The organism is Campylobacter sp. RM12637, from assembly GCF_020137645.1.
Classification (GTDB): Bacteria; Campylobacterota; Campylobacteria; order Campylobacterales; family Campylobacteraceae; genus Campylobacter_E.
Window position 1 is genome coordinate 76,127 of the sequence record NZ_JACGAV010000002.1, and the last position, 23,796, is coordinate 99,922.

Here is a 23,796-nt window from a genome sequence, read left to right on the forward strand (position 1 = left end):
ATATAACTTAAATTATGTTTGATTATAAAAAATAATCAAACATAGAATTTCAATTTGCATTATTATGTAATTTATGCGGCATATTTAATCTAACTTCAGCAGCTTTATTATTAGAATCTATATCAAAAGCAGCACCAAAGCCTTTTACAAATCTACCTGATTTTATACTTAATTGTATAAAATGAAAATCTAGCATTTTGCTAAAAATATTTACTTCATTTCCATATTTTTCTTTTAAAACTTCAAATAATTCTTCTCTTCTATCATCAACTATTTTTGCATTTACTTGATATTTGAGCCTTTTTCTTGCAAATATTGTTTTAGCTTTACTCTCATCTTCTAAAAACATTATTTCTATATTGTTAAGGTTGTTTTTAATACTTGAAAAATGTTCAGCAACTTCGCTTATGAAAATAAACATTTCATCATTTTTAAAAATTATTGGAGCATAAGAGCAAATAACTTGATTATCTTTGCTAACACTAGCAATATTTACACTTTTAAAAGAATGTTTAAAATTTTTTATTTCTTCATCTAAATTATTAGAATTTATTTTTGTTTCGCTAACTAGTTCTATTACACTATAATGAAGTGTATCTTCACTAGCCTTAGTTTTATAATCTAAATGTAAAATTTCTCCATCATACAAAATATCCATTCCGCTATAAGTTATATCTATTAACTCCACATTTTGAGCATCTTTATTTGTATGATGCTTTACTAGTCTAAATAAAGAATCTTTATGGTCTTTATTCATATGTTCTTTTGCTTGTTGTAATTTCATGATTTTTTCCTTAATATAAATTGTAAAGTTTTTTGTTATTTTTAAATCGTTTTCATCGGGATGTTTTTTGCTATTTTTCCATAATTTCTCCTTTTCTTTTGTAATAATATAATTAGGGTTTTCTTTAGCTAATTTTTTTGCATTATTTATATATTCATCACTAATAGCTCCATTTACTGCTTGTATGCCTAGCACTTGATTATTTTCATTAAAAATATTAAAAAACATTTCTTTTTTATTTTTTATATACTCGCTGTTTTTATCTGCTCCACAAGTAAAAATTATGCCTAAAATCTTATTTTGTATTTTTGGCATATTGCTTGTGATATTGCCTTTTTCTAACCAAAATACTAAGAAAATATACTTATGCTTATCAATGTCTTTATAATGCTCTAAATTAAAGCAATCAATATTTAAAAGTTTAGCGATTTCTAAGGCTATTTTTTTACTGCTATTATTTTTGCTAAGATATAAAACAACCATTAATTCATCCTATATTCTATATTTTTTAAAAATACACAGCCTAAAGCTTGATTATCTAGTATTTTGTATTTCATATCTAAAATTAGTTTTTTTGTATGATTTGCAAAGAAGTCATTTCCAGTAATGCTTAAAATATTTATTCCGCTGTTTGAAATGCTAAATCTAACGCTAACTTTACTTATCCTTTCAAGTTTTAACATTTTTGCTTTTTTAGGATAAGAATTATCAAGTTCATTAAAAATTATATTGCTTTTGCAAAATTGTGAATTTGTATTTTTAGGATATTCTTTAACCATATTAATCTGATTGTTAGTAATAAGATTTTCTTTAGTTTCTTCTTTGTTTTCATTTGCTGTATTGCTTGTGCTTTTAGTATCTTGTTTTGCTTCTTTTTTAATTTTTACTTTTTTATTTGCTTTTAAATTTGTATTTTTTATATTTATTTCTTTTTGTATAACTTGCTCTGATAAATTATTTTGTTGGTTGAAAATCTCTTCTTGAAGGATTTTTTGATTATTTACAAAATCTTCTTTTTTTGTTTCAATTATTTCAATATTAATTTTTTTATTATCAATTATAATTTCTTCAGTGCTAAGTGGTATCGTTAGTGCGACAATGTTTATTATCAAAGAAATTATAAAAAATCTCATTATAATTCCTTTGACAATTCTTTCATATTTATAATAATTCTCGGACTTGCCCTAAGTATTGATGAAGAATTTGTTTTTATTAGATTATTGTTTTTGAATGCTTTAGTATGTTTTAAAAAATTGCTTATAATTTTTAAATCTCCGTCATTAAAATAAAAAATATAATCAGGATTTTTACTTATTATATATTCTTTATTTACTATTGGCGTTTGTTCTTTTAAATCACATATATTTTTCATACCAAAAGCTTTAATAACATCATTTGCTAAATTGTTATCACAAAATAACATTATAGGGTTTGATGAGAAAATAAACATAGCTGTTTTATCTTTTGCAAGATTGTGAAATTCTTTAATTCCTAATTCAAATTCTTTGATGATTTCTTGCGCTTTATCTTTTTTGTTTGTAATTTCTCCTAATTTAGCAATATTGTTTTTTAGCTCTTTGAAAGAATTAGCTTTAAAATCTAAAATTTTTATATTAAATTCTTTTAATTTTTCTAATCCTAATGAATGTTGACTTGTTATTACAACATCAGGTTTTAATTCTATTATTTTTTCAATGTTTGGTCTTGTGTATGTTCCTACGCTTGGTAATAGTTTTGTTTTATCTTCTGGATAAATGGTAGAAGTGGTGGTGTTAGCTATAGCTAAAATATTATTAAAACTATCTAGCTCATATAATATTTCTACAGCACTAGGTTCTAAGACAACTAATTTATTTGCATTTAAATTAACTAAAATTAATAAACTTAATAAAATTTTTTTCATTTTTTCTCCTAAAATATAACATTTAAATTATTTTTATTTTCATAAATATCACAATCAAATTCAAAAATATTTTTAATGTTTTCTTTATTAAAAACTATTCTTGTTTTGTCGTAAAATAAAATATTTTTATCTTTAACAAAAGCTATCTCATCACAAAATCTAATACTTGTGAATAAATCATGTATTACCATTAATATAAGCAAACCATCCTTTGCTAAGTCTTTTAATAATTGCATTAAAAATATAGAGTAATTAATATCAAGTGGAGCACAAATTTCATCTAATAATAAAATTTTTGGTTTTTTTATTAAAGCTCTTGCTAACATTACTTTTGCAAATTCTCCACCACTTAAATTATTAGTAAGATTATTTTTATAGTTTTGTATATTTAAAAATTCCATTATTTCATCAAGTTTTTTGTAATCATTTTGTATATAAAATGAATTGTTTTTACTAAATAAGCCCATCATTATAAAATCACTCACGCTAATAGGCATAAATTGATTTGATTTTTGTGGAACATAAGAGATTAAATTACTTAAATCTTTATGATTTAAGAGTTTTAGATTTTTATTTTTAAAACTAATTTCGCCTTTATATGAAAGCAAATTGATTATACATTTAATTAAAGTGCTTTTACCACAACCATTTTTACCCATTAAACCTATAAAATTTGATGAACTAAAATTTATATTTAAATTGCTAAAAATTATTTTGTCTTGATACGAGAATGAAAAATTTTTAATTTCAAGCATAGTTTTTCCTTAAAGCTAAATATATAAATAAAGGAACTCCAAAAAATGAAGTAATAATGCCTACAGGAATTTCTATGGGATATAATATATTAAATGCTAAGTTATCACAAAATAATAAAAAAATTCCCCCTATAAATATTGAATATGGAATTATTATTTTATTAGATGAAGTTTTAAAATACATTCTTAATGTGTGAGGGATAATTAAACCAATAAATGCTATAAGCCCACAAAAAGCTACAGAAAAAGCAACTGCAATGCATGCAATTATTAAAAATAGTTTTTTGCTTTTACTTGCATTAAGCCCTAAAGAATTAGCTTCTTCATCTCCACATAATAACAAATCAAGTTCATATCTTTTAATATAAAAATACAAAATACATATTATGCTTGCAATATATACAATTATTACTATATTCCAATTTGCATTACCTAAGTATCCCATTAGCCAAGCACTTATTTTAAAACTATCTTCTCCTATTAAATATATAAAAAAAGATGTTATAGAGGCCAATAGTGTTGAAGTGGCTATTCCTAAAATTAATAAAGTTGCCATATTTTGATTTTTTTTATAAATAGAAAATATAAAAAATGTAAAAAGTATGCAAGATAAAAATGCAAAAAGTCCAAAATAAATCTCACTTAAATTAAACATAAATGCAATTAAACTACCAAATGTAGCAGCCGATGCTATTCCTATTATATAAGGATCAGCTAGTGGATTTAAAAAACATCCTTGAATAACTGCTCCACTACTAGATAATAAAGCACCAACTATAAATGCTAATAGTATTCTAGGTGCTTTTAATTCTATAAATATTTGATACAAAATATCTAAATCATTTAAATCATTATTTAAGCTTATTAGTCTATATAATGCTTGAAAGCCGAAATTAGATTGAGGTGAACTAATTCCAAGCGATAATAACATACATATAATACTAATTAAAGCTAGAAATAATGATTTTTTCATTGTTTAAAATCTCGCTTTTACTTGCATATAATAAGTGCTTGTAGGTGCAACTTGGCAAGTTTGGCCACTGCAGTTTAGATTGTATTTTGTATTAAAGATATTTTTTGCTTCTAAACTTAAACTTATATTTTTGGTAAAGTCATAATTTAATCCAACATCAACTAAAGAATAAGCTTTCTTTTCTAATTGTGTATTATTGTTTAAATAATCCCAATTTGTTTTAGAATAAAACCTATAATCAGCATTTACGCTTAACTTGTCAGTTATTTTATAATTTGCTCCTAGGCTGATTTTGTAAGGTGATACATTTGGTATTTTTTGTCCTTCTTTGTATTTGTTTAAATTGTCTTTAACTACTTTAGCATCAATATATGAAAAGGTTTCAAACAGGTTTAATTTATCATCAAGTAAGCTTTGATTTAAGCTTATTTCAACTCCATATCTTTTTGTTTTAGCAATATTTTCATAAGTCCATTTAACAACAGGATAATGGCTCATATTTACATTTATTTCATTGTTTGTTAGGGTATAAAATAAACTTATACTTGCATATTGGTCAAATACTAAACCTTTTAATCCTAATTCATAATTTAAATAATCTTCTGATTTTAAATTATTAATAGAATAGTTTTTTCCATCAGCTTTATCGGTTAATTCGTAAGGAGATGGAGAATTAAACCCACGTTCAAATTTAAAATACACACTATTTGTATCCATAAATTTATGAGATAAAACAATATTTGCACCATAGTTGTTTGTGTTTTTTAAATCGTTTATTGTAGCTATTCCATCACTTCTATTTATATTGTATTTAGAATTTTCAAGTCTTGCACCAATATCAATTCCAAACGGATTAAAATCTAATTGTTCTATTGCATAAATAGAATGAGTATCTTTTTTAACTATATTTGTTGTTGTAGAAGCTCTTTTGCCTTTTGCATATAAATATTCATATCCTAATATTGTATTTGAAAAATCATAGTTTAGTTTTGTTTTAGCATTAGCCCCTATTTTTCTATCAAAAAATTGTTTATCTTCATAGTTATTATCTTGCAAATAAGCCATAAATTCTGTTAAAATATTTTCATTAATTTCATTACTATATTTTAGATTATAGTTCTTTCTACTGCTAGTTTTCGTTGAATCTTGACTTGCTAGAATTTGATTTTTGCAAATAAAGCCAAATCTTGAAATTTCATATTGAGTACAAATTATTCCTTCATATCTTCTATCTTGTTCAATTTCTTGCTCGGTTAAAGCTTGACTTTTTCTATATTCATTATGCATATAATTTGCATTGATATCTAAATTTTGATAGTCTGTTAGTTTAAATTTAAACCCAATATCAGTATTTAAAAGTTTATTTAAATCTGCTCTTTGATATCCTTTTTCATCTATATAATTAATTCCAAAATGAGAATATATTTTATCATTTATATTTGCACCAGCACTTGCTCCTATACTTTTATGAGAAAAAGAACCAAACCCAAGAGTAAGATTTGCATAATCTTTTTTTAAGCTTGATTTTGTAATTACATTGACAACACCACCACTAGTGCCATTTCCATAAACTACACTTCCTCCTCCAGAAATAACCTCAATTTGCTCAATATCATTTACGCTTATTGTATTAAAAGGAATTCCAAGATGTGATGTATCTAATGCGTTTTGACTAACTCCATCAAACAAGATTTTTACCCTTGCATTAGCTCTACTTCCTTGACCTCTAATATCAATTGCACTGCCTATACCTACAGGATTTAAAGAAACACTAGGAAGATAAGATAAAATTTCTCCTAAATCGTGATAATTCTTTTTATTTAACTCTTCTTTATTTATGACAAATAAGTTTGAGCTAACATCAGCTAAGCTATCGCTAAATCCACTATCGCTAATTACTTGAGTATCAAGCAAAGTATCAGCATATAATGCACCAATTAATGAAAATGCTAAAATAGTTTTTTTCATTTTTTTACCTTTCTATATTTAATTTGATTTTATTAATGTTTGAATTTTTAATAATAGATATTGTTTTAATTAAGTTGTCGTAGCTTATTTCTTTATCAGCACTTAATAAGACAATATCTGAAGATTTTATATATTTGTTTATATCATCTATAAAAATTAAATCTTTATTGTTTTTTATGTATAAGTTTAAATCTTTATTTAAGATCACTTCTTTTATATTATTTTCTTTAGTTGTGTTTTCGCTATTATTTGTTTTTGGTAGACTTATTTCATAATGCCAGTATTTAGAAAATGTAGTGCTTAGCATAAAAAATATAAGTAATATAAAAATAACATCTATCAAATTCAACATAGAAATTTCTATAAATTCAGGTTTTTTTCTATTTATTCTTCTCATTAAAAGCCTTATTAAAATAATTTAAATTAAGGTAGATTTCGTTATTTAAATAATCAATTCTTTTATTGAAAATGATATGAAATACAAGAGCAAAAATAGCTACAATTAATCCGAATGCAGTTGTATATAAAGCTTCACTAATTCCAGCCGCTACTAATTCTTCATTTGCTTCTTTACTAAGAGCTGCAAATGAAGAAATCATACCAGTAACGGTTCCTAAAAGACCAAGCTGAGGACATATACTTATGCTTATACCTAAGATAAAACCATTCTTCTCAAGTTTTTTTATTTCATTAAAGTGAATATTTTCTAATTCAAATTCATTTAAATTATTTTTTTCGTATATATTTATAGCTTTTTGTATGCTATTTGATATAGAATTTTTATTTGAACATATATTTTTTAATTCAATTAAATTTTTATCATATATTGCTTTTTTTATTTTGATTTTAAAATTATTATTAAAAGAAAATTGACATAAATATATATTTGTTATTTTTTCTAATATCACAGCAAAACTAAGCACTAAAAGAACAAAAATAGGCCACATAAATAAACCACCAATTTGCATTAAGTTTAACATTAAATACCTTTTTTTTAATTTATAATGAAAAGAATTTTCATAATCATTATATAAAATTATTTCTTAAATTGTTTTTAAATTGAAACTAATTTGTTAATTAGCAATTGTGATTTTTAAATTAGCTATTACTTTGATTATATGTTTTAATACTTTTAATTTAGGGTTTTTACTTGTTATAAATTAAATAAAATTTAAAGAATTTAAAATAGGAATCAGTGCTAAAAAAGGGGCTAAAGCTTAAATAAACATATTGCTTAGATTTATATTTGCATTTTTAGTTAAAACACGCTTTCTATATAAATTAAAATTCGCTCTCATCTCCAACTAAAAGTGTATTTATAATACATACAACAGCATACTTTGTACATTTATCCATTTCACCTTTAATTCCAAATGCTCTATCTCTTGGAAGATAATTTGTATAAATTAAATATAACTTAAATTATGTTTGATTATAAAAAATAATCAAACATAGAATTTCAATTTGCATTATTATGTAATTTATGTAGCATTTATGGTTTAAGTTATGTAATATTATTGTTTGTGGTTGTATTTTATAAATTAAAAAATATTATTGAAAGTTATAAAAATTAATCTTGTTTAATTTTTACTTTATTATTGTGGATTTTTTCAATTTTTACAATTTCACCTTCTTTTAAGGTTAAATTATCAGTTGTTTGCCAAAATGAGCCTTTATAATAAATCATACCATTTTTAACAACGCCTTCGCCTTGAGTATTTAAAAAATCATCGTCATAATTCTCTACTTTTTTAGTTTTAACAAAAAATTTAAAAATTATAAGTAAAACAAGAGATATAACAGCAATTAATATTATTTGTAATTCTAAATCTAATGGCTTTATTAAATTAATTGCACCGACAATAATAAATCCTATAGCAAAAAATATTATATAAAAACTACCGACTAATAATTCTAAAATTCCTAAAAATATTCCTATACAAAGTAAATATAAGCTACTCATTTTTTGCCTACAAATTCTTTTAATACACTTAAAGCTCCTATTAATTCAGTGCTTTCATAAGGAACTAATATTTTATCTTTATTTTCACTTTTTGCTAAAGCTAAAAATGCTTCTACTCTGCCTTTAGCTAATAAAAACTCAGCTGCATTAATGTTTTGTGCCATTGCTTCATTTATGTTATTCATAGCTTCTTTTTGACCTTGAGCTAATGCAATTTGTTCGTATTTTTTAGCATCAGCCATTCTTTCTATTGCTTCAGCATTTAAAACTTGCTCTTGCTTTAATGCTTCAGCGTTTTTTATAAGTGCTACTTTTTGTGCTTCAGCATTTAATTCTATAGCTCTTTTTTCTCTTTCAGCTTTCATTTGCAAATTCATTGCTTCTTCTATGCCACTAGGAACAGAAATTTCAGAAATTTCCACTCTCATAATTTTTACACCCCAGTTATCAGCAGCATCTCCAAGTGCAATTTGCAAAGCACTATTTAAACTATCACGACTACTTAAAGTATCATCAAGATACATACCGCCAATCTCGCCCCTAAGAGTTGTCATAGCTAAATTTGATATAGCTTTTTTATAATTTTCAACATTATAAAATGCCATTTTTCCATTTGTTACTTTTAGAAAAACTATCCCATCAACTAAAATATTTACATTATCTTTTGTAATAACTTGTTGTTTTTCTATATCTATTAGTTGCTCTTTAATAGTAATTATTGATTTAACCATATCAATAAAAGGAAAGATTAAATGAAATCCTCCACTTAATTCTTTGTGAAATTTACCTAATCGCTCAACTATTACAATATCGCTTTGCGATACTATAATTATAGACTTTATTAAAATGACTATTATTAAAGCTAGTAAAACTCCAACAAAAATTAAAAATTCCATCATCTCTCCTAATTTAAATTAAATAAACATATTACTTAAATTAACATTTGCATTTTTAGTTAAAACACGCTTTCTATATACATTAGAAACTTCGCTCTCATCTCCAACTAAAAGTGCATTTGTAGCACATACAGCAGCACAAATAGGCACTCTTCCTTCGCTTATGCGGTTTTGTCCGTAAAGTTCTCTTTCTTCATCACTATTTGTCTCTTCAGGACCTCCTGCACACATTGTACATTTATCCATTTCGCCTTTAATTCCAAATGCTCCATCTCTTGGAAATTGTGGAGCACCAAATGGACAAGCATATAAGCAATAACCACAACCAATACATTCTTTTTTATCGTGTAATACGATACCATCTTCACGAATATAAAAGCATTTAACAGGGCAAACTTGAGCACAAGGTGCGTCAGTGCAATGCTGACATGCTATTGTCATTGACACTTCTTTGCCTTCAATACCATCATTTAAAGTAATTACTTTTCTTCTTTTAATACCAACAGGAACTTCATGTCCGCTTGAACACGCAACTTGACAAGCAAAACAACCAATACAACGATTTTTATCAACAAAAAACTTCATTCTAGCCATTTTTATGCCCTTTCTATCTTGCAAAGTCCAGCGTTAAATTCGCTAATTTGTGTATTTGGATCAAAACCATAGTTTGTAACCGTATTTGACATTTCGCCTATTGTATAAGGTTTAGTGCCTTCTGGATAGTTATGACTTAAATCAACTCCTTGTAAAACACCAGCGAAGTTGTAAGGTAAGCAAATTCTATCTGGAGTTACACTTCTATTGTGAATACATTTTACTTTAATCTTAGTTCCTTGCGGGCTATGTATCCACATCATTTCTCCATCGCCAATATTGTGTTGCATTGCAAGCTCTGGATGAACATTAGCAAACATTTCAGGTGTAATATCAGCTAAATATTTACTAGTTCTCTCAAGCATACCAGCACCACTTAGATTTACTAAACGCATTGAGCTAATGATAATAGGAAAATCCTTGCTCCAGTCTTGTTTTTGTTGCTCGCTCTTAAACATTGTAGTAACACGGAAATTTGGAGTTGTTTGGTCGTCAAATGTTGGATATTTTTGCACCAAATCCCATCTTGGTGAATGCACTGGCTCTCTATGTTTTGGAATTTGGTCGCTAAATTCCCAAACTATAGTTCTAGCTCTTGCATTTCCTAAGCAACAAGCACTTTTTTCACGGCATTTTTCTAATATAATTCCTGAAATATCTGTGCTCCAAGAATTACCCATTAATTCTTTTTCTTCATCACTTAATGTAATACCAAATACTTGCTCAATATTATCTTTTTTAATTTCAGGATAACCACCTTTAACCTTAGAACCAACAGGAGTGAATGAATTATCAGCTAACTGACTAACTCCATTATGCTCAAGTCCAAATCTATTTCTAAAGCCCATTCCACCTTTTTCATAAGGCACATTTGGGTTCCATAAAATAGCAGTTCCAGGGTGTTTTGCATCCCATACAGGCCAAGGTAAGCCATAATATTCGCCTTTTACATCTCCACCAATACCCATTAAAGTATCAGGGTCAAAATTAGCCCAATTTGCTTGATGTTTTCTTAAACGCTCTGCACTAATACCACGAAGACCAATTGATAATAAACCATTACTCATTTCTCTTGTAGCATCATCAGGCCATTTCGCATCAACATCATCAGGAATTACCTGAACTAATTTATGATTTTGAAGTTCAAGTTTCATACCACGAGTATATTCTGTATAAAAGCCAAATTTCTTAGCAAACATAAACATAATCTCTTGGTCTTCTTTACTTTCATAAATTGGTTTTACTACTTGACTTCTCCATTGCATAGAACGATTTGTAGCTGTTACATACCCTTCTGTTTCAAATTGAGTTGAAGCAGGAAGTATATAAATTCCATCAGGGCGATCTGCTAAAACTGCAACTTCATTTACAAATGGTTCAGCAACTACTATTAAATCAAGTTTTTTAAGTGCTTCTTGAATTTTAACAGTGTGAGCCATAGAAGTAATTCCAGTTCCTTGAACCCAAAGAACTCTAACAGGAGCATTTGAATGAGTTGTATCCGTGCCATAAGGAACTACGCCTTTAACACCTTGCCACCAGCGAGATAAACTAAATCCTTTTTCGTGCATCCATTTTTTGCCACCATTTGCACTATCATCTACGAAGCGTTTTTGCATATCTTCATAGCTAACTCCCCAAAAATTGCAAAAATGTTTCCAAGCACCTTCAGCTAAGCCATAATAAGCAGGAAGTGTGTCTGCTAAACATCCCATATCTGTTGCACCTTGAACATTATCGTGACCACGAATAATATTAGTTCCGCCACCAGGTTTTCCAATATTTCCTAACACTAATTGTAAAATAGCTAAAATACGAGTATTTGAACTACCAACTGAATGTTGAGTAATACCTAATGACCAAAATAGTGTAGCAGGTTTTGTAGTCGCAAATAATTTTGTAACTTGAATTAGAATTTCTTCACTACATCCGCAAATATCAGCAACTTCGCTAGGAGTATATTTTTTAGCTTCTTCACGAATTAAATCAACTCCATAAGACCTATTTTTGATTATTTCTTTGTCTTCCCAACCATTTTCAAAAATAAGATTTAACATTCCATATACAAATGCAATGTCAGTTCCTGGACGAATTCTTACATAAATATCAGCATGAGCTGCACTTCTTGTAAAAATAGGGTCAACTACGATTAAAGGAGCATTATTTCTATCTTTAGCTTGTAAAATATGCTTAAATCCAATAGGGTTTGCAACTGCTGAGTTTGCACCAAACATAATCATACATTTTGTATTACCTACAACATCACCAAAGTGATTTGTCATAGCGCCATATCCCCAAGTATTAGCCACACCGGCTACTGTTGCGCTGTGTCAAATTCTAGCTACGTGATCTATTGAGTTTGTTCCCCAAAATGCAGCAAATTTTCTAAAATAATATGCTTGTTGATTGTTAAACTTAGCTGAACCTAAAAACATTACGCTATCAGGACCGCTTTCTTTTCTAATATCTAGCATTTTATCGCCGATTTCATTTACAGCTTGTTCCCAGCTAATTCTTTCCCATTTACCATTAACTCTTTTTAATGGGTATTTAACACGACATTTTGATTTGGTTAAATCAATTTGGTCAATTCCCTTACAGCAATGACTTCCAAGTGAAATTGGATGGTCTATTGCGTTATTTTGTCTAACCCAAACACCATTTACTACTTCAGCTTCTATACCACAACCAGCACTACAAATAGAGCAAACTGTGCGAACACTTTTACTACCTTCATAAGGCATTTTAACTTTTTCATCTGCCTTTAAGGTTGCGTTTGTCGCACCAAATGCGGTAGTGCTTGCACCTGCAACTGCTGCAAGTTTTAAAAAGCTTCTTCTACCTAAATTACGCATTTAAATCCTTTCTATAAATTAATATGCAATTTTATAAAATTTTTCCCAGTGAAGGGTCTTTTTATATAACACTTCTTTTTTCTTTGCACGACCAGATACTACACCAGAGCTATTATTTTCGCTACTTGTTGCTGCATTTAAACCTACGCTAGCAACAGCACAGGTAGCTCCAGCACTTAATGCTTTTTTAAGAAAAGCTCTTCTTTTGTTCTCCATGGCTGCCTCCTTACTAAAATTTTAAAAAGTAACCTAAATAATACATTATTGCCTTAAAATTAGGCTTAAGAAAATAAACAAAATTATCTAAAAAATAATATTATGATAATGATAAAAAGAGTCGGTTTTGATAAGAAAAATTAAGATAAAAAAACACCTATTTTTTAAAAATATTTATGTAATAACATCTAGCATTGCTTGTGGTAAATCTACATTTTTAAATATTGCTAAAGAAAATGAAATATTTTGCATTAGTGCTGATGAAATTTCTTCAAAAGTTTTTTGCTACAAATGGAAACAAATTCGTAAAAAATTAAATATTTCAAATTCCTATTTCAAATTCTTAAAAGAAAAAAAACAAGCAGTGGCAAATGTGATTTTTAATGATAAAACAGCTAAGAAAAAATTAGAAAAAATAATGCACTCAAAAATCAAAAAAGAAATTCTCAAAAAAATCAAACAAAATAAAAATAAAATAATTTTTGTAGAAATTCCCTTGTTTTTTGAAAATAGCAATTATAATTTTTTGCTTAATAAAATTGTGATTTATTGCCCTTATGAATTATCTTTAACAAGACTTATGAATAGAAATAATTTAACAGAATTTGAAGCAAAACTAAGATTAAATTCTCAATTACATATAGACAAAAAAATAAAATTTGCAAGTTATTTAATCAAAAACGATGGTAATTTAGAAGATTTTAAAGATAACTCGCTAAAACTTATTCAAAAACTAAAGGAAAAACATGGAATTTCATAAATACTACGCAAATGGAAATGATTTTATTATTTTTCAAACTGATAATTTAGATGAAAATTATTTAAGTAAATTAGCCATAAAATTATGTAATAGACATAGTGGAATAGGTGCTGATGGGCTTATTGCAATCAAAAAAAATGATAAAGATTATGATTTTACTTGGGGATTTTACAATCAAGATGGCTCAAAAGCTAATATGTGTGGTAATGGTGCAAGAGCTGCGGCACATTTTGCTTACACTCAAAATTTAGCAAATAAAAATATGAGTTTTTTAACTGGTGCAGGGATTATTAAGGCGACAATTTTTGATGATGATTTTGTAGAAATTAGACTAACCAAAGCTAAGGTTATACACGAAAATTTAGTGGAATTTCAAAATGTATTTTGCCTAATTGATACAGGTGTGCCACACCTAGTAACTCTTGATGGAGTGCAAAACTACAACGAAGAAAATGCTAAATATTTAAGAGAAAAATATGATGCAAATGTAAATTACGCAACTTTTAAAGATGGGGTTTTATATGTTAGAACTTATGAGCGTGGAGTTGGAGAAACTTTAGCTTGTGGAACTGGAATGAACGCTTGTTTTTATTATGCTAGAATGCTTAAATTAGTTGATGAAAAGGCTACTATTTATCCAAAAAGCAATGATATTTGCGAAGTGAGTTTTAAAGATGATTATTTATATTTTAAAGCACAAGTTAAAAAAATTTTTAGCACTACGCTTGATTGTTAAATAATTTTGCTAGTATTTTGATATTTTTTGATGTAGAAGGGATGATGAAATTACAATATACTAATGATATGTTAAGCTTACAACAAGCTTTAAATAACGCAACTTGCGGAATTGGTTGGGAAAAAGGTTATACAAAGGAAAATCGCTTAATTGATTTTGCTCGTTGTATTTATATGGAATGTGCTGAACTCGTTGATTCTATGCCTTGGAAACATTGGAAAAGCATAGATGCTAGTTGGGATTTAGAAAATATTCAAATTGAATTAGTTGATATTTGGCATTTTATTTTAAGCCTTGCAATTATGCAAAATCAACAAAAAGAACTTATAAACACGATTTCAGAATTTAAATTCAATAAAACAAATAAAAATTTAAATGATATTTTAGAACTTTCAAGAGAATTAATTCACACAAGTAGTGCAAAAGAGCTAAACATAACGCAAATTACAGAAATATTTTTAAAGCTAATGTGTAGTTGTGAGTTAGAATTTACAAGACTTTATAAAATCTACATTGGTAAAAATGTCTTAAATAAATTCCGCCAAGATAACGGCTATAAAAATGGAACTTATAAAAAACTTTGGAATGGTAAAGAAGACAATGTAATCTTATATGAACTACTAGAGCAAAATGATATAAACTATGATAGTTTGTATAAAAATCTTAATGAAATTTATAAAAATTTAAAGGATTAATAATGGAAATAATAGGATATTACGATAAAGATAAAAATATTTATGATACTTTAAGCACTGATGGAGCAGGACTTGAGCCAATTTTCTATGATGATAGTCCTATGGCACTTGAAATCATTCGCCATAGCTGTGCTCACCTTTTAGCTGAAGCTATTACACAATTATATAAAAATGCTAAATTTTTCGTAGGACCTTGCGTTGATGAAGGTTTTTATTATGATTTTAAAGTAGATGAAAAAATCAGCGAAGAAGATTTAAAAGTAATTGAAGATAAAATGAAAGAACTTGCGAAAAAAGGCTCTCCTATGGTAAAAAATACGATGAGCTATGAAGCTGCTTGCGAAAAGTTTAAAAACGATGAATTAAAACAAGCAGTTTTAAGTCGTTTAAGTGGAGAAATTAGCACATATTCTCAAGGTGAATTTACCGACTTATGTCGTGGGCCACATTTACCACACACCAAAATGCTTAAGAATTTTAAATTAACAAAATTAGCAGGTGCTTATTTAGGCGGCGATGAAAAAAATGAAATGCTAGTTAGAATTTATGGTATCGCATTTGCAACAAAAGAAGCTTTAAAAGACTACCTAACAATGATAGAAGAAGCTAAGAAAAGAGATCATAGAAAACTAGGAAATGATTTAAAATTATTCACATTTAGCGAGCAAATTGGTGGTGGCTTACCATTATGGCTTAAAAATGGTGCAAGAGTTAGAAATAAATTAGAGCATATTTTATATAAAGCTCATAGAGTTAGATTTTATGAGCCTGTTCGTGGCCCTGAATTGCTAAATTCTAGCGTTTGGAAAACAAGCGGACATTATGCAAACTATAAAGAAAATATGTATTTTACTAGAATTGATGAGCAAGAATACGGAATAAAACCAATGAACTGCGTAGGACATGTATTCTGCTATAAAAGTGAAGGTAGAAGTTATAAAGATTTGCCTATTAAATTCTTTGAATACGGAATGGTTCATCGCCATGAAATGAGTGGGGCTTTACACGGGCTTTTAAGAGTTCGTGAATTTACTCAAGATGATAGCCATATTTTCTGTATGCCAAGTCAAATAAAAACCTTAGTAAAAGAGATTTTAGATTTTGCTAAAAAAATTATGGTAACTTTTGGATTTGAATGGGAACTAGAAATCTCAACAAAACCTGAAAAATCAATAGGAAGTGATGAGATTTGGGAAGTTGCTACAAAAGCTTTAATGGAAGCTTTAGATGAAGAAGGTATTAAATACGGAGTTGATGAAGGTGGTGGAGCTTTCTATGGTCCAAAAATTGATATTAAAATCCTAGACGCACTTAAACGCAAATGGCAATGTGGAACTATTCAAGTAGATTTTAACCTACCTGAAAGATTTGAGCTTGAATATACAGATGAAAACAATGAGAAAAAACGCCCTGTAATGCTTCATCGTGCTTTACTTGGAAGTTTTGAAAGATTTTTAGGCATATTGCTTGAACATACAGCAGGAGAATTACCATTCTTTATAGCTCCAATTCAAGTTATGATTTTACCAGTAGGTGAAAAGCATATTGAGTATTCAAAAGCATTACAAAAGGAATTATTAGAGCTTGGAGTTGATGCTGATATTAATGAGAAAAACGATACTTTAGGTAAAAAAATAAGAAATGCAGAAATGTTAAAAGTGCCTTATATAGCAGTAATCGGAGATGAAGAAATAAATAATAATCAAGTAGCTTTAAGAGATAGAAGAGCTAAACAACAATCAACACTTACAATGGAGGAATTTTTGAAACTAATTAAAGAAAAACAAAACGAGGTAGTATTTTGAGTAAAGAAAAAGATGTATTGTTAAATGAAGAAATAGATTTAGCAGAGGTTAGATGTATAGGTGATGATGGAGCACAATATGGCATAATTAGTAGCGATGAGGCTAATGCACTTGCTAATCGTTTAGGGCTTGATTTGGTATTAATCGCAAAAGATGCTAAGCCACCTGTTTGTAAGATTATGGACTATGGCAAGTTTTGTTATCAGCAAGAAAAAAAGCTAAAAGATGCTAAGAAAAAGCAAAAGGTAGTAGAAGTTAAAGAAATCAAACTTTCTGTAAAAATTGCTCAAAATGATATTAACTATAAAGTTAAACACGCTATTGAGTTTTTAAAATCAGGAAAGCATGTTAGATTTAGAGTATTTTTAAAAGGTCGTGAATTAAGCAATCCACAATCAGGCGAAGAACTGCTTTTAAAAATTTATGAAGAAATTAGCGATATTGCAAATATGGATAAAGCACCTTTATTTGAAGGTCGCTACATTAATATGCTTTGCACCCCAAAAAGCACTAAAAAATAAAAACTTATCATTAAGGCAATTAATTTGCCTTAATCTTTATAATAATTATTGAAATTTATTGATATTTTTTAAAAAAAATCATTTATATTTATTAATCTTTAAGTTAGATTTTAAGATAATAGCATTTCAATTTTTTTTTAAAGGAATGTTATGAAACAAAATTTTAGTGTAACGGGGGGGGGTATTTAAACTCTCATTAATTGCAAGTCTATGTATCTCTTCAAACTTATTTGGTGCAACAATAAATGTTGTAGATAAAGCTAAGGTGGAAAGCTTTGATTTTAAAACTTTTCCAGATATTCATAAACCATTTAATGACAATTTTGGTCCTTTTGATAATAAACAACGAGATTATTACAAGACAAATCTTAAAAATATCACAGATATTACAGAAGAAAGTGCTGATAATGTAAATGTATATATTGAAGAAGGATTAAGTAACAAAAATTTTCCTATAAGTTTTGATAATTCTTTTTGGAACAATGAAGTTTTAGCAGATAAAATTATTAGTAACAGTAATAATATTACTATAAAAAATTCTTTAATTAAACCTTATTTAGGAGCTATAAAATTTAATAATGGAAATCAATTTATAGCTGAAAACAGTTTTGTTAATTCTAGTATTAAAAATTTTAATGAAGTAAAAGCTATAAATTCTTATTTAGACAACATAGAAAATGGGCAAGGAATAAAAATTGATTTAACAAATTCTGCCGTTAATTCTATTTACAAAACTACCGGAACAATTGATGCAAATGGAGGACGCATTAATGGAATATCATATTCTAATGTTAATCTAAATGGGACAAAAGATAATTTGGTAAAAGTAGATAATTTTTATGAAACAACAGGATCAATCAATCACGCTGATGTAACAAATATAGAGTTTGGCAAGGATTTAACAATTAAAAACTCTAATATAGGATTAATAAGTGTTAGTAAAAATTTAACAATTGACAAATCTACAATAAAAGAGATAAAATCTACTGGAATTTTAGGAATTACAAATTCAAATATAGCTACTTCAATAAATTCTTATGATAAGGTAACATTGACTGATAGTATTGTTGGTGGTAAAGTAAGTGGTATAAATTCTATTGGTGAATATAAAGGTAGTCTTGATTCTAAAGGCTCTACATTCAATGATGATATTTATGTTACAAAACTAACCCTAAACACTAGTGAGAGCGGAAAGCAAAGCAAGGTAAAGGCTATTAAGACTATAAGAGCAGGTGCTTATGATATAGATAGGCTTGATACAGGTGATAAATATTATATTGGTGGTAGCATTATAGGTGAAGGAACGATTAAAAATAGCACTATAAATATGCAATTATCAGGTTCTAAAGGCTATACAACTTCAGCATTAATTAACCAAGATAATTTTTACAATGAATTTGCTGATGAAAAAAATGAGAATAGCCTAACTATAGCAAACACAAGTAGTATAAACTTAGATAATGTAATAGCTACAAATAGTGTTAGAGCACATACTTTAGATATAAAAAATTCAAAAGTAGCAAAAAGAGTTCTAGCAAATAGCCTTACTTCAAATAACACAGCTTATTATCTAGGAGCAAATAAAGAAAGCTACACAGGTGCAATAATCTCAAGAGAAAACACAAGTGGAGCAAACAATGAATTAGTATTGCTTAATGTTATGAGTGATAATAAACTAGATATAAATAAAATCAACGCAAACCTACCTTTAGCAATACTTAAAAAAGGAACAGGAACAGCAGAGCTAAACACTTTCTTTAAAGATTATAAGATTAGCGATGGAATAAGTGATTATGTGATAAATAATGATTATATTGCTAGTGCAATGCTAGGGGATTATCTAACCTATGCAATCACTACTACAAAAAATGGCAAAGTAAGTGATACAGGACTTAATGCAAATAATATTGCTAGCATTGCAAACGGCGATAAGACAAGTGAGCTAGGTAAATTAGTAAATCAAAGTGCAGGTGATTATAATGGTAATGAAGGCTTAAAAGCTGCATTAGATAATCTAGCTAAACAAACAGTTAGTATAAGCCCTGAAGCTCCAGACAATTCTAAACCGGATACAGGTGTAACAAATCCTGATAATAAACCAGACAATTCTAAACCTGATACAGGTGTAACAAATCCAGACACAGGTGTAACAAATCCTGAAAATAAACCAGATAACAAACCTGATACTAGTGTAACAAATCCAATTGATAAAAACCAAATAGCAGATGATTTTATAAAAGATATTAAAATCAACAAAAACGCTAAAGCTCAAGCTCAAGTTATTTCAAAGGGAATAAATCTAATCAATACTTTTGCTTGGAATAATATGAATAAAAGATTAGGCGAAATTAGAGATTTAGATAAAGAATTAGGCGTTTGGGCTAGAGCTTATTATACAAATGCAAGTATAGATGATGTAAAACTTAATTCATTTGAAGTTCAATTTGGAGCTGATAAAGCTAATAATTTTGCAGATGGCAATGTAATTACAGGAATTATGGCTAATATTTCTAATTCTAAATCTAGTGATGTTTTAAAAGGAAATAATTACGGGTTTGGTCTATATACAAGCTATATTTCAAACAATGATTTATATGCTGATTTAGTAATTAAAGCAAATCATTATAAAGTTAAATACAATTCAGAGCTTTTAAAAGGTTTAAAAGATAGCAAAACAGGATTTATTGCAAGTTTTGAACTTGGTAAAAGATTTGATTTAAATAGATTTTATGTTGAGCCTAGCATAGAAGCTATATTTGATTATACACCTAAAACTAACTTAGAAAATAACGCTATAAGCATTACAAGTAAGGCTAATTCTAATTTACATATAAAACCTGCAGTATTCTCAGGATTTAAAGTAAATGATAATGCTAATATAAGACTAGGTGCTGGTTATATTATAGATGTTAATAAGCCAAGTGGTTCTATAATAATCGCAAAATCAAGCAAAGCAAGTGAAATAATAGAAGGTAAAAGAGATAATAAATTTTACTTAAATCTAACAGGTGATTATAAGTTTAATGATAATTTAAGATTAAACTTAGGTTACGAAAGAACTTTCGGAGCTGATTTTAATATTGACAATCAAATTAACGCTGTTGTAAGATATACATTCTAATTACAAAATCTTTAGCCTTAGTGCTAAAGATTTCTTTAAATATTTTTATCAAAAATTACATTGACTTTATATTCTAATTTAATAATAAAAATATGCTATCTTTTAAGTGCTTAATAAAAAGCATAAAAATGTTTAAATATTACAATTGTGTAAATATTTTTAAAAGGTCGTGAATTAAGCAATCCACAATCAGGTGAAGAACTGCTTTTAAAAATTTATGAAGAAATTAGCGATATTGCAAATATGGATAAAGCACCTTTATTTGAAGGTCGCTACATTAATATGCTTTGCACCCCAAAAAGCACTAAAAAATAATAAAGTGGCTTTTAATAGCCACTTTTAAATTCTTATTTTTTCATCTTAGAGCGTGAATATAAAATCAAATCATTACTTGTTTTAATTTGTGAACCTTTTAAAGAATTAATACAATAATTCAAAATATCAGCACAAGCTTTCGCATCACTTAAAGCCCTATGATGAGTGCTAATGATACCTAATTCATTTTTTAAACTATCAAGACCATATTTATCACATTCAATACAACGCCTTGCTAACATAATCGTGCAAAGCTTTCTATTAATCAATGGAGCATTTAAGTATTCAAGACTTTCTTTTGCGATAAAACCATAATCAAAAGATACATTATGAGCTACAAAAATAGCATTACCTAAAAACAATCTAAAATCAGCTAAAACCCTAGCACTTCTAGGAGCATTTTTTAGCATTTGCGTTGTAATTCCTGTAAGCTCAACTATATTTTCAGGCACTTCGTTTGCATAAATAAAGCTTTCAAATTCATCTAAAATCTCGCCATTTTTTATCTTAACAGCACCAATTTCTATGATTTGCCCATTACTAATTGAGCCTGTGCTTTCAATATCAACAACACAAAAAATCTCATCTTGAATTAATTTATTTCTTGAGTTTAAAAATACTTCTTGATTTTGTTTTAGCGTAATATCAAGCCCTAGCATTAAAAGAGTTTCATAGGTTATCTCAAAATTTAAGGCATTTTCGTATTGGTTTTTTAAATCTTTATAATTAATACTACTTGTAAGTAGCCTTTCTAAAATCTTATCACAATTAGCAATTTGTTTTTTATAAAGCTCGTTATAATCCATCAAAATTCCATTTTTAAAGAATTAATTGCGACTTTATAATCATTACTACTAAACACATAATTTCCAGCCACAACTATATCAGCCCCTGCTCTTTCAATATCTGCAATATTTAAGCCATTTACTCCGCCATCAACTTCAATGAAGCATTTATAATTATTCTTATCAATCATTTCTCTTAAGGCACTGATTTTTCTAAGAGTGCTTGGTATGAAGCTTTGACCACCAAAACCAGGATTTACACTCATTAAAAGCACCATAGAAACTTCACTTAAAACATATTCAATCTCATTTAAATTCTGGTGTGGATTTAATACTATTGAAGGATTTACGCCGTGTTTTTTAATATAATCAATCAATCTTAAAGGATGAGTAGTAGCATCTATATGAAAGCTTAAGAATTTAGGTTTTATATCTAAAAATAAATCAACAAATTTATCAACTTCTCTTACCATCAAATGCACATCTAAAGGAATAGTAGCAACTTTAGCAATAGCTTTTGTAGTGCAAGTTCCAATGCTTAGATTTGGAACATAATGTCCGTCCATTACATCAATATGCAATAAATCAGCACCAGCAGCCTCAACTTTTTTAATATCTTCAGCTAAATTTAAAAAATCAGCAGACAATAAACTAGGAGCAACATACATTTTTTAATCCTTAAAATTATTTTTTATAGAATATCATTAAAACTTAAAAAAAAAATTAAGCTTAAGATGCTATGATTAATACTTTTATTTTTACAAGAACACAAAAAAAGGATTTACGATGTCAAAATTTTGTCAATTAACAGGTAAAGGTCCTATGGTAGGAAATAATGTTAGCCACGCTAACAATAAAACAAAAAGAAGATTTTTACCTAATTTACGCACTATTCGCATTGATTTAGGCGATGGCACAACTAAAAAAATTAGAGTTGCAGCTTCAACATTACGCACACTAAAAAAAAGAAGAGCTAACTAATTTTTATAAAGAATTTTTATGAGCTTTTTTAAAAAGCTAGGCAAATTGCTCGGTTGGGCTGAAAGTGGAAAACCTGAAGTTGATATAAATACCGAGTTTTACGAACAATTAAAACCTTTTCGTCTCCCATTAATAGCAGTTGTTGTAATGATGCTATTTGGGGCGATTGGTTATATGCTTACTAGTAATTTTTCATTACTTGATGGGATTTATCAAGCAGGTATGACTTTTACAACTTTAGGTTATACTGAAGTAGCTACAATCACTCCTGCTGGTAGATTTTTTACGATTTGCTATGTATTATTAGGCTTTGTTACTTTTACTTTTTCAATAGGTATTGTGATTGAAGTTCTAAAAAAAGGCGAATTAACAAGAATTATTAAGGAAAAACGAATGCTATACAAAATAGCAAGATTAAAAAATCATTATGTTATATGTTATCACAACGAATTTACCCAAGAATTAGCAAAACAATTTAAACAAACATATACACCTTTTGTAGTAGTAGATGATATACCAGATTTTGAAAAAATTGCTGAAGCAAATAAATATCCATTCTATATTAAATGCCCGCCACATAGTGATTTGGCATTTTTAAAAACACATTTATCAAGTGCGAAAGGAATTATTTCTCTTAGCCCAAATTCTGCTGATAATATAGCAATAATTGCTAGTGCTAGACTATATGAAAAAGATATAAAAAGAATTAGTCCTTATTCTATAATAACGATTTCAAATTCCGAACACGACGCAGCAAGACTTAAAAAACTAGGGGCAAATACGGTTGTATTAGCTACGAAATTAGCAGCTCAAAGACTTAGCGTTGTAAGTGTAAGACCTGAAATGGAAAATCTATTAGAGCAATATTTATACACAAGAGACCAAAGTATTGATATTGAAGAAGTTAAAGTTCCTGATGAAAGTTGGGTTAGATTTAGAAGATTAAAAGATGTAGCTTTTAGACAATTAGCAAATGTTAGCGTAATCGGAATAAAAGATGCAAATAATAATTTTTTACCTATGCCAAAAGGTGATGCAATGATTGGAACGGGGACTAAATTATTGTTAATAGGAACTCCAGAAAGTATTAAAGAAGTTAAAAAAATTATTAAAAATAAGCAAACTCCTGAAAGTTTAAAATAAAATATAAATGTTATCTGTTTGTAATTT

Annotated in this window: 24 protein-coding genes; 9 read left to right on the top strand and 15 right to left on the bottom strand. The window is 27.8% G+C overall.

All coding sequences use genetic code 11. The features are described 5' to 3' along the window. Positions 1 to 49: 49 nt before the first annotated feature. From AVBRAN12637_RS01630 to AVBRAN12637_RS01690, 13 genes are all read right to left on the bottom strand, one after another. Positions 50 to 1,267: a flavodoxin family protein gene (locus tag AVBRAN12637_RS01630; protein WP_336615213.1), complete on the bottom strand. Its 1,218-nt coding sequence runs from the start codon at positions 1,265 to 1,267 to the stop codon at positions 50 to 52. After that, entirely contained in the window at positions 1,267 to 1,917 is a 651-nt protein-coding gene (locus AVBRAN12637_RS01635; protein ID WP_336606717.1) for a hypothetical protein, read from the bottom strand. The genes AVBRAN12637_RS01630 and AVBRAN12637_RS01635 overlap by 1 nt, the downstream gene beginning before the upstream one ends. Continuing rightward, positions 1,917 to 2,687 (bottom strand): ABC transporter substrate-binding protein, encoded by a 771-nt coding sequence (locus tag AVBRAN12637_RS01640; RefSeq protein ID WP_336615214.1) that lies wholly within the window; start codon positions 2,685 to 2,687, stop codon positions 1,917 to 1,919. Before AVBRAN12637_RS01640 ends, AVBRAN12637_RS01635 begins: the two co-directional genes overlap by 1 nt. Positions 2,688 to 2,695: 8 nt before the next feature. Further along, positions 2,696 to 3,442, bottom strand: a complete 747-nt coding sequence (locus AVBRAN12637_RS01645) for an ABC transporter ATP-binding protein (protein ID WP_239803070.1) — start codon at positions 3,440 to 3,442, stop codon at positions 2,696 to 2,698. Further along, positions 3,435 to 4,415 carry a FecCD family ABC transporter permease gene (locus AVBRAN12637_RS01650; protein ID WP_336615215.1) on the bottom strand — a complete coding sequence of 327 codons (981 nt, stop codon included), beginning with the start codon at positions 4,413 to 4,415 and terminating at the stop codon, positions 3,435 to 3,437. The genes AVBRAN12637_RS01645 and AVBRAN12637_RS01650 overlap by 8 nt, the downstream gene beginning before the upstream one ends. A 3-nt stretch (positions 4,416 to 4,418) precedes the next feature. Beyond that, complete coding sequence (locus AVBRAN12637_RS01655) at positions 4,419 to 6,383, bottom strand: TonB-dependent receptor (RefSeq protein ID WP_336615216.1); 1,965 nt, start codon at positions 6,381 to 6,383, stop codon at positions 4,419 to 4,421. 4 nt (positions 6,384 to 6,387) lie between these two features. Beyond that, positions 6,388 to 6,780, bottom strand: coding sequence for an ExbD/TolR family protein (locus AVBRAN12637_RS01660; protein WP_214116976.1), 393 nt, complete (start codon positions 6,778 to 6,780; stop codon positions 6,388 to 6,390). Then, a complete protein-coding gene (locus tag AVBRAN12637_RS01665; RefSeq protein WP_214116978.1) occupies positions 6,764 to 7,363 on the bottom strand; it encodes a MotA/TolQ/ExbB proton channel family protein in 600 nt (199 codons plus the stop codon). The genes AVBRAN12637_RS01660 and AVBRAN12637_RS01665 overlap by 17 nt, the downstream gene beginning before the upstream one ends. 590 nt (positions 7,364 to 7,953) lie before the next feature. Next, on the bottom strand, positions 7,954 to 8,346 hold the full coding sequence (locus tag AVBRAN12637_RS01670; protein ID WP_214116980.1) for an NfeD family protein: 393 nt from the start codon (positions 8,344 to 8,346) through the stop codon (positions 7,954 to 7,956). Then, positions 8,343 to 9,245: an SPFH domain-containing protein gene (locus tag AVBRAN12637_RS01675; protein ID WP_214116983.1), complete on the bottom strand. Its 903-nt coding sequence runs from the start codon at positions 9,243 to 9,245 to the stop codon at positions 8,343 to 8,345. Before AVBRAN12637_RS01675 ends, AVBRAN12637_RS01670 begins: the two co-directional genes overlap by 4 nt. 15 nt (positions 9,246 to 9,260) lie before the next feature. Further along, positions 9,261 to 9,836, bottom strand: a complete 576-nt coding sequence (gene fdh3B / locus AVBRAN12637_RS01680; protein ID WP_214116984.1) for a formate dehydrogenase FDH3 subunit beta — start codon at positions 9,834 to 9,836, stop codon at positions 9,261 to 9,263. A 2-nt stretch (positions 9,837 to 9,838) separates the two neighbouring features. Further along, the gene (locus AVBRAN12637_RS01685) at positions 9,839 to 12,691 is read right to left on the bottom strand and encodes a formate dehydrogenase subunit alpha (protein WP_214116987.1); all 2,853 of its coding nucleotides are present in this window, start codon (positions 12,689 to 12,691) and stop codon (positions 9,839 to 9,841) included. An 18-nt stretch (positions 12,692 to 12,709) separates the two neighbouring features. Continuing rightward, positions 12,710 to 12,907: a twin-arginine translocation signal domain-containing protein gene (locus AVBRAN12637_RS01690; protein WP_214116989.1), complete on the bottom strand. Its 198-nt coding sequence runs from the start codon at positions 12,905 to 12,907 to the stop codon at positions 12,710 to 12,712. Positions 12,908 to 13,034: 127 nt separating this feature from the next. Between AVBRAN12637_RS01690 and coaE the strand changes: the two genes are divergently transcribed. The 7 genes from coaE to AVBRAN12637_RS01725 all read left to right on the top strand — a co-directional run bounded on the left by coaE (position 13,035) and on the right by AVBRAN12637_RS01725 (position 20,860). Further along, positions 13,035 to 13,667, top strand: a complete 633-nt coding sequence (gene coaE, locus AVBRAN12637_RS01695) for a dephospho-CoA kinase (RefSeq protein WP_239803072.1) — start codon at positions 13,035 to 13,037, stop codon at positions 13,665 to 13,667. Next, on the top strand, positions 13,654 to 14,403 hold the full coding sequence (gene dapF, locus AVBRAN12637_RS01700; RefSeq protein WP_214119573.1) for a diaminopimelate epimerase: 750 nt from the start codon (positions 13,654 to 13,656) through the stop codon (positions 14,401 to 14,403). Before coaE ends, dapF begins: the two co-directional genes overlap by 14 nt. Positions 14,404 to 14,444: 41 nt before the next feature. Beyond that, on the top strand, positions 14,445 to 15,098 hold the full coding sequence (locus AVBRAN12637_RS01705) for a dUTP diphosphatase (protein WP_214117007.1): 654 nt from the start codon (positions 14,445 to 14,447) through the stop codon (positions 15,096 to 15,098). A 2-nt stretch (positions 15,099 to 15,100) separates the two neighbouring features. Next, positions 15,101 to 16,903 (top strand): threonine--tRNA ligase, encoded by a 1,803-nt coding sequence (gene thrS / locus AVBRAN12637_RS01710; protein WP_214150172.1) that lies wholly within the window; start codon positions 15,101 to 15,103, stop codon positions 16,901 to 16,903. Further along, a complete protein-coding gene (infC, locus tag AVBRAN12637_RS01715) occupies positions 16,900 to 17,424 on the top strand; it encodes a translation initiation factor IF-3 (protein ID WP_214117012.1) in 525 nt (174 codons plus the stop codon). Before thrS ends, infC begins: the two co-directional genes overlap by 4 nt. Before the next feature lie 265 nt (positions 17,425 to 17,689). Then, on the top strand, positions 17,690 to 20,545 hold the full coding sequence (locus AVBRAN12637_RS01720; protein WP_336615217.1) for an autotransporter outer membrane beta-barrel domain-containing protein: 2,856 nt from the start codon (positions 17,690 to 17,692) through the stop codon (positions 20,543 to 20,545). Between the two features lie 153 nt (positions 20,546 to 20,698). After that, on the top strand, positions 20,699 to 20,860 hold the full coding sequence (locus AVBRAN12637_RS01725; protein ID WP_336615234.1) for a hypothetical protein: 162 nt from the start codon (positions 20,699 to 20,701) through the stop codon (positions 20,858 to 20,860). Positions 20,861 to 20,892: 32 nt separating this feature from the next. Here AVBRAN12637_RS01725 and AVBRAN12637_RS01730 read toward each other — a convergent pair whose 3' ends face one another. Both AVBRAN12637_RS01730 and rpe read right to left on the bottom strand, forming a co-directional pair. After that, positions 20,893 to 21,666: a 3'-5' exonuclease gene (locus AVBRAN12637_RS01730; protein WP_214119567.1), complete on the bottom strand. Its 774-nt coding sequence runs from the start codon at positions 21,664 to 21,666 to the stop codon at positions 20,893 to 20,895. After that, on the bottom strand, positions 21,666 to 22,313 hold the full coding sequence (gene rpe, locus AVBRAN12637_RS01735) for a ribulose-phosphate 3-epimerase (protein WP_214117019.1): 648 nt from the start codon (positions 22,311 to 22,313) through the stop codon (positions 21,666 to 21,668). The genes AVBRAN12637_RS01730 and rpe overlap by 1 nt, the downstream gene beginning before the upstream one ends. Positions 22,314 to 22,431: 118 nt before the next feature. Between rpe and rpmB the strand changes: the two genes are divergently transcribed. Further along, positions 22,432 to 22,626 (top strand): 50S ribosomal protein L28, encoded by a 195-nt coding sequence (gene rpmB, locus AVBRAN12637_RS01740; RefSeq protein ID WP_214117022.1) that lies wholly within the window; start codon positions 22,432 to 22,434, stop codon positions 22,624 to 22,626. A gap of 18 nt (positions 22,627 to 22,644) precedes the next feature. After that, on the top strand, positions 22,645 to 23,769 hold the full coding sequence (locus AVBRAN12637_RS01745) for a potassium channel family protein (protein ID WP_214117036.1): 1,125 nt from the start codon (positions 22,645 to 22,647) through the stop codon (positions 23,767 to 23,769). The last annotated feature ends 27 nt before the right edge of the window (positions 23,770 to 23,796 follow it).

What these genes read in the sequence shown, in the direction of transcription:
- AVBRAN12637_RS01630 (WP_336615213.1), bottom strand. Translation starts at nt 1,267, where the DNA reads ATGGTTGTTTTATATCTTAGCAAAAATAATAGCAGTAAAAAAATAGCC.
- AVBRAN12637_RS01635 (WP_336606717.1), bottom strand. Translation starts at nt 1,917, where the DNA reads ATGAGATTTTTTATAATTTCTTTGATAATAAACATTGTCGCACTAACG.
- AVBRAN12637_RS01640 (WP_336615214.1), bottom strand. Translation starts at nt 2,687, where the DNA reads ATGAAAAAAATTTTATTAAGTTTATTAATTTTAGTTAATTTAAATGCA.
- AVBRAN12637_RS01645 (WP_239803070.1), bottom strand. Translation starts at nt 3,442, where the DNA reads ATGCTTGAAATTAAAAATTTTTCATTCTCGTATCAAGACAAAATAATT.
- AVBRAN12637_RS01650 (WP_336615215.1), bottom strand. Translation starts at nt 4,415, where the DNA reads ATGAAAAAATCATTATTTCTAGCTTTAATTAGTATTATATGTATGTTA.
- AVBRAN12637_RS01655 (WP_336615216.1), bottom strand. Translation starts at nt 6,383, where the DNA reads ATGAAAAAAACTATTTTAGCATTTTCATTAATTGGTGCATTATATGCT.
- AVBRAN12637_RS01660 (WP_214116976.1), bottom strand. Translation starts at nt 6,780, where the DNA reads ATGAGAAGAATAAATAGAAAAAAACCTGAATTTATAGAAATTTCTATG.
- AVBRAN12637_RS01665 (WP_214116978.1), bottom strand. Translation starts at nt 7,363, where the DNA reads ATGTTAAACTTAATGCAAATTGGTGGTTTATTTATGTGGCCTATTTTT.
- AVBRAN12637_RS01670 (WP_214116980.1), bottom strand. Translation starts at nt 8,346, where the DNA reads ATGAGTAGCTTATATTTACTTTGTATAGGAATATTTTTAGGAATTTTA.
- AVBRAN12637_RS01675 (WP_214116983.1), bottom strand. Translation starts at nt 9,245, where the DNA reads ATGATGGAATTTTTAATTTTTGTTGGAGTTTTACTAGCTTTAATAATA.
- fdh3B (WP_214116984.1), bottom strand. Translation starts at nt 9,836, where the DNA reads ATGGCTAGAATGAAGTTTTTTGTTGATAAAAATCGTTGTATTGGTTGT.
- AVBRAN12637_RS01690 (WP_214116989.1), bottom strand. Translation starts at nt 12,907, where the DNA reads ATGGAGAACAAAAGAAGAGCTTTTCTTAAAAAAGCATTAAGTGCTGGA.
- dapF (WP_214119573.1), top strand. Translation starts at nt 13,654, where the DNA reads ATGGAATTTCATAAATACTACGCAAATGGAAATGATTTTATTATTTTT.
- AVBRAN12637_RS01705 (WP_214117007.1), top strand. Translation starts at nt 14,445, where the DNA reads ATGATGAAATTACAATATACTAATGATATGTTAAGCTTACAACAAGCT.
- thrS (WP_214150172.1), top strand. Translation starts at nt 15,101, where the DNA reads ATGGAAATAATAGGATATTACGATAAAGATAAAAATATTTATGATACT.
- AVBRAN12637_RS01730 (WP_214119567.1), bottom strand. Translation starts at nt 21,666, where the DNA reads ATGGATTATAACGAGCTTTATAAAAAACAAATTGCTAATTGTGATAAG.
- rpe (WP_214117019.1), bottom strand. Translation starts at nt 22,313, where the DNA reads ATGTATGTTGCTCCTAGTTTATTGTCTGCTGATTTTTTAAATTTAGCT.
- rpmB (WP_214117022.1), top strand. Translation starts at nt 22,432, where the DNA reads ATGTCAAAATTTTGTCAATTAACAGGTAAAGGTCCTATGGTAGGAAAT.
- AVBRAN12637_RS01745 (WP_214117036.1), top strand. Translation starts at nt 22,645, where the DNA reads ATGAGCTTTTTTAAAAAGCTAGGCAAATTGCTCGGTTGGGCTGAAAGT.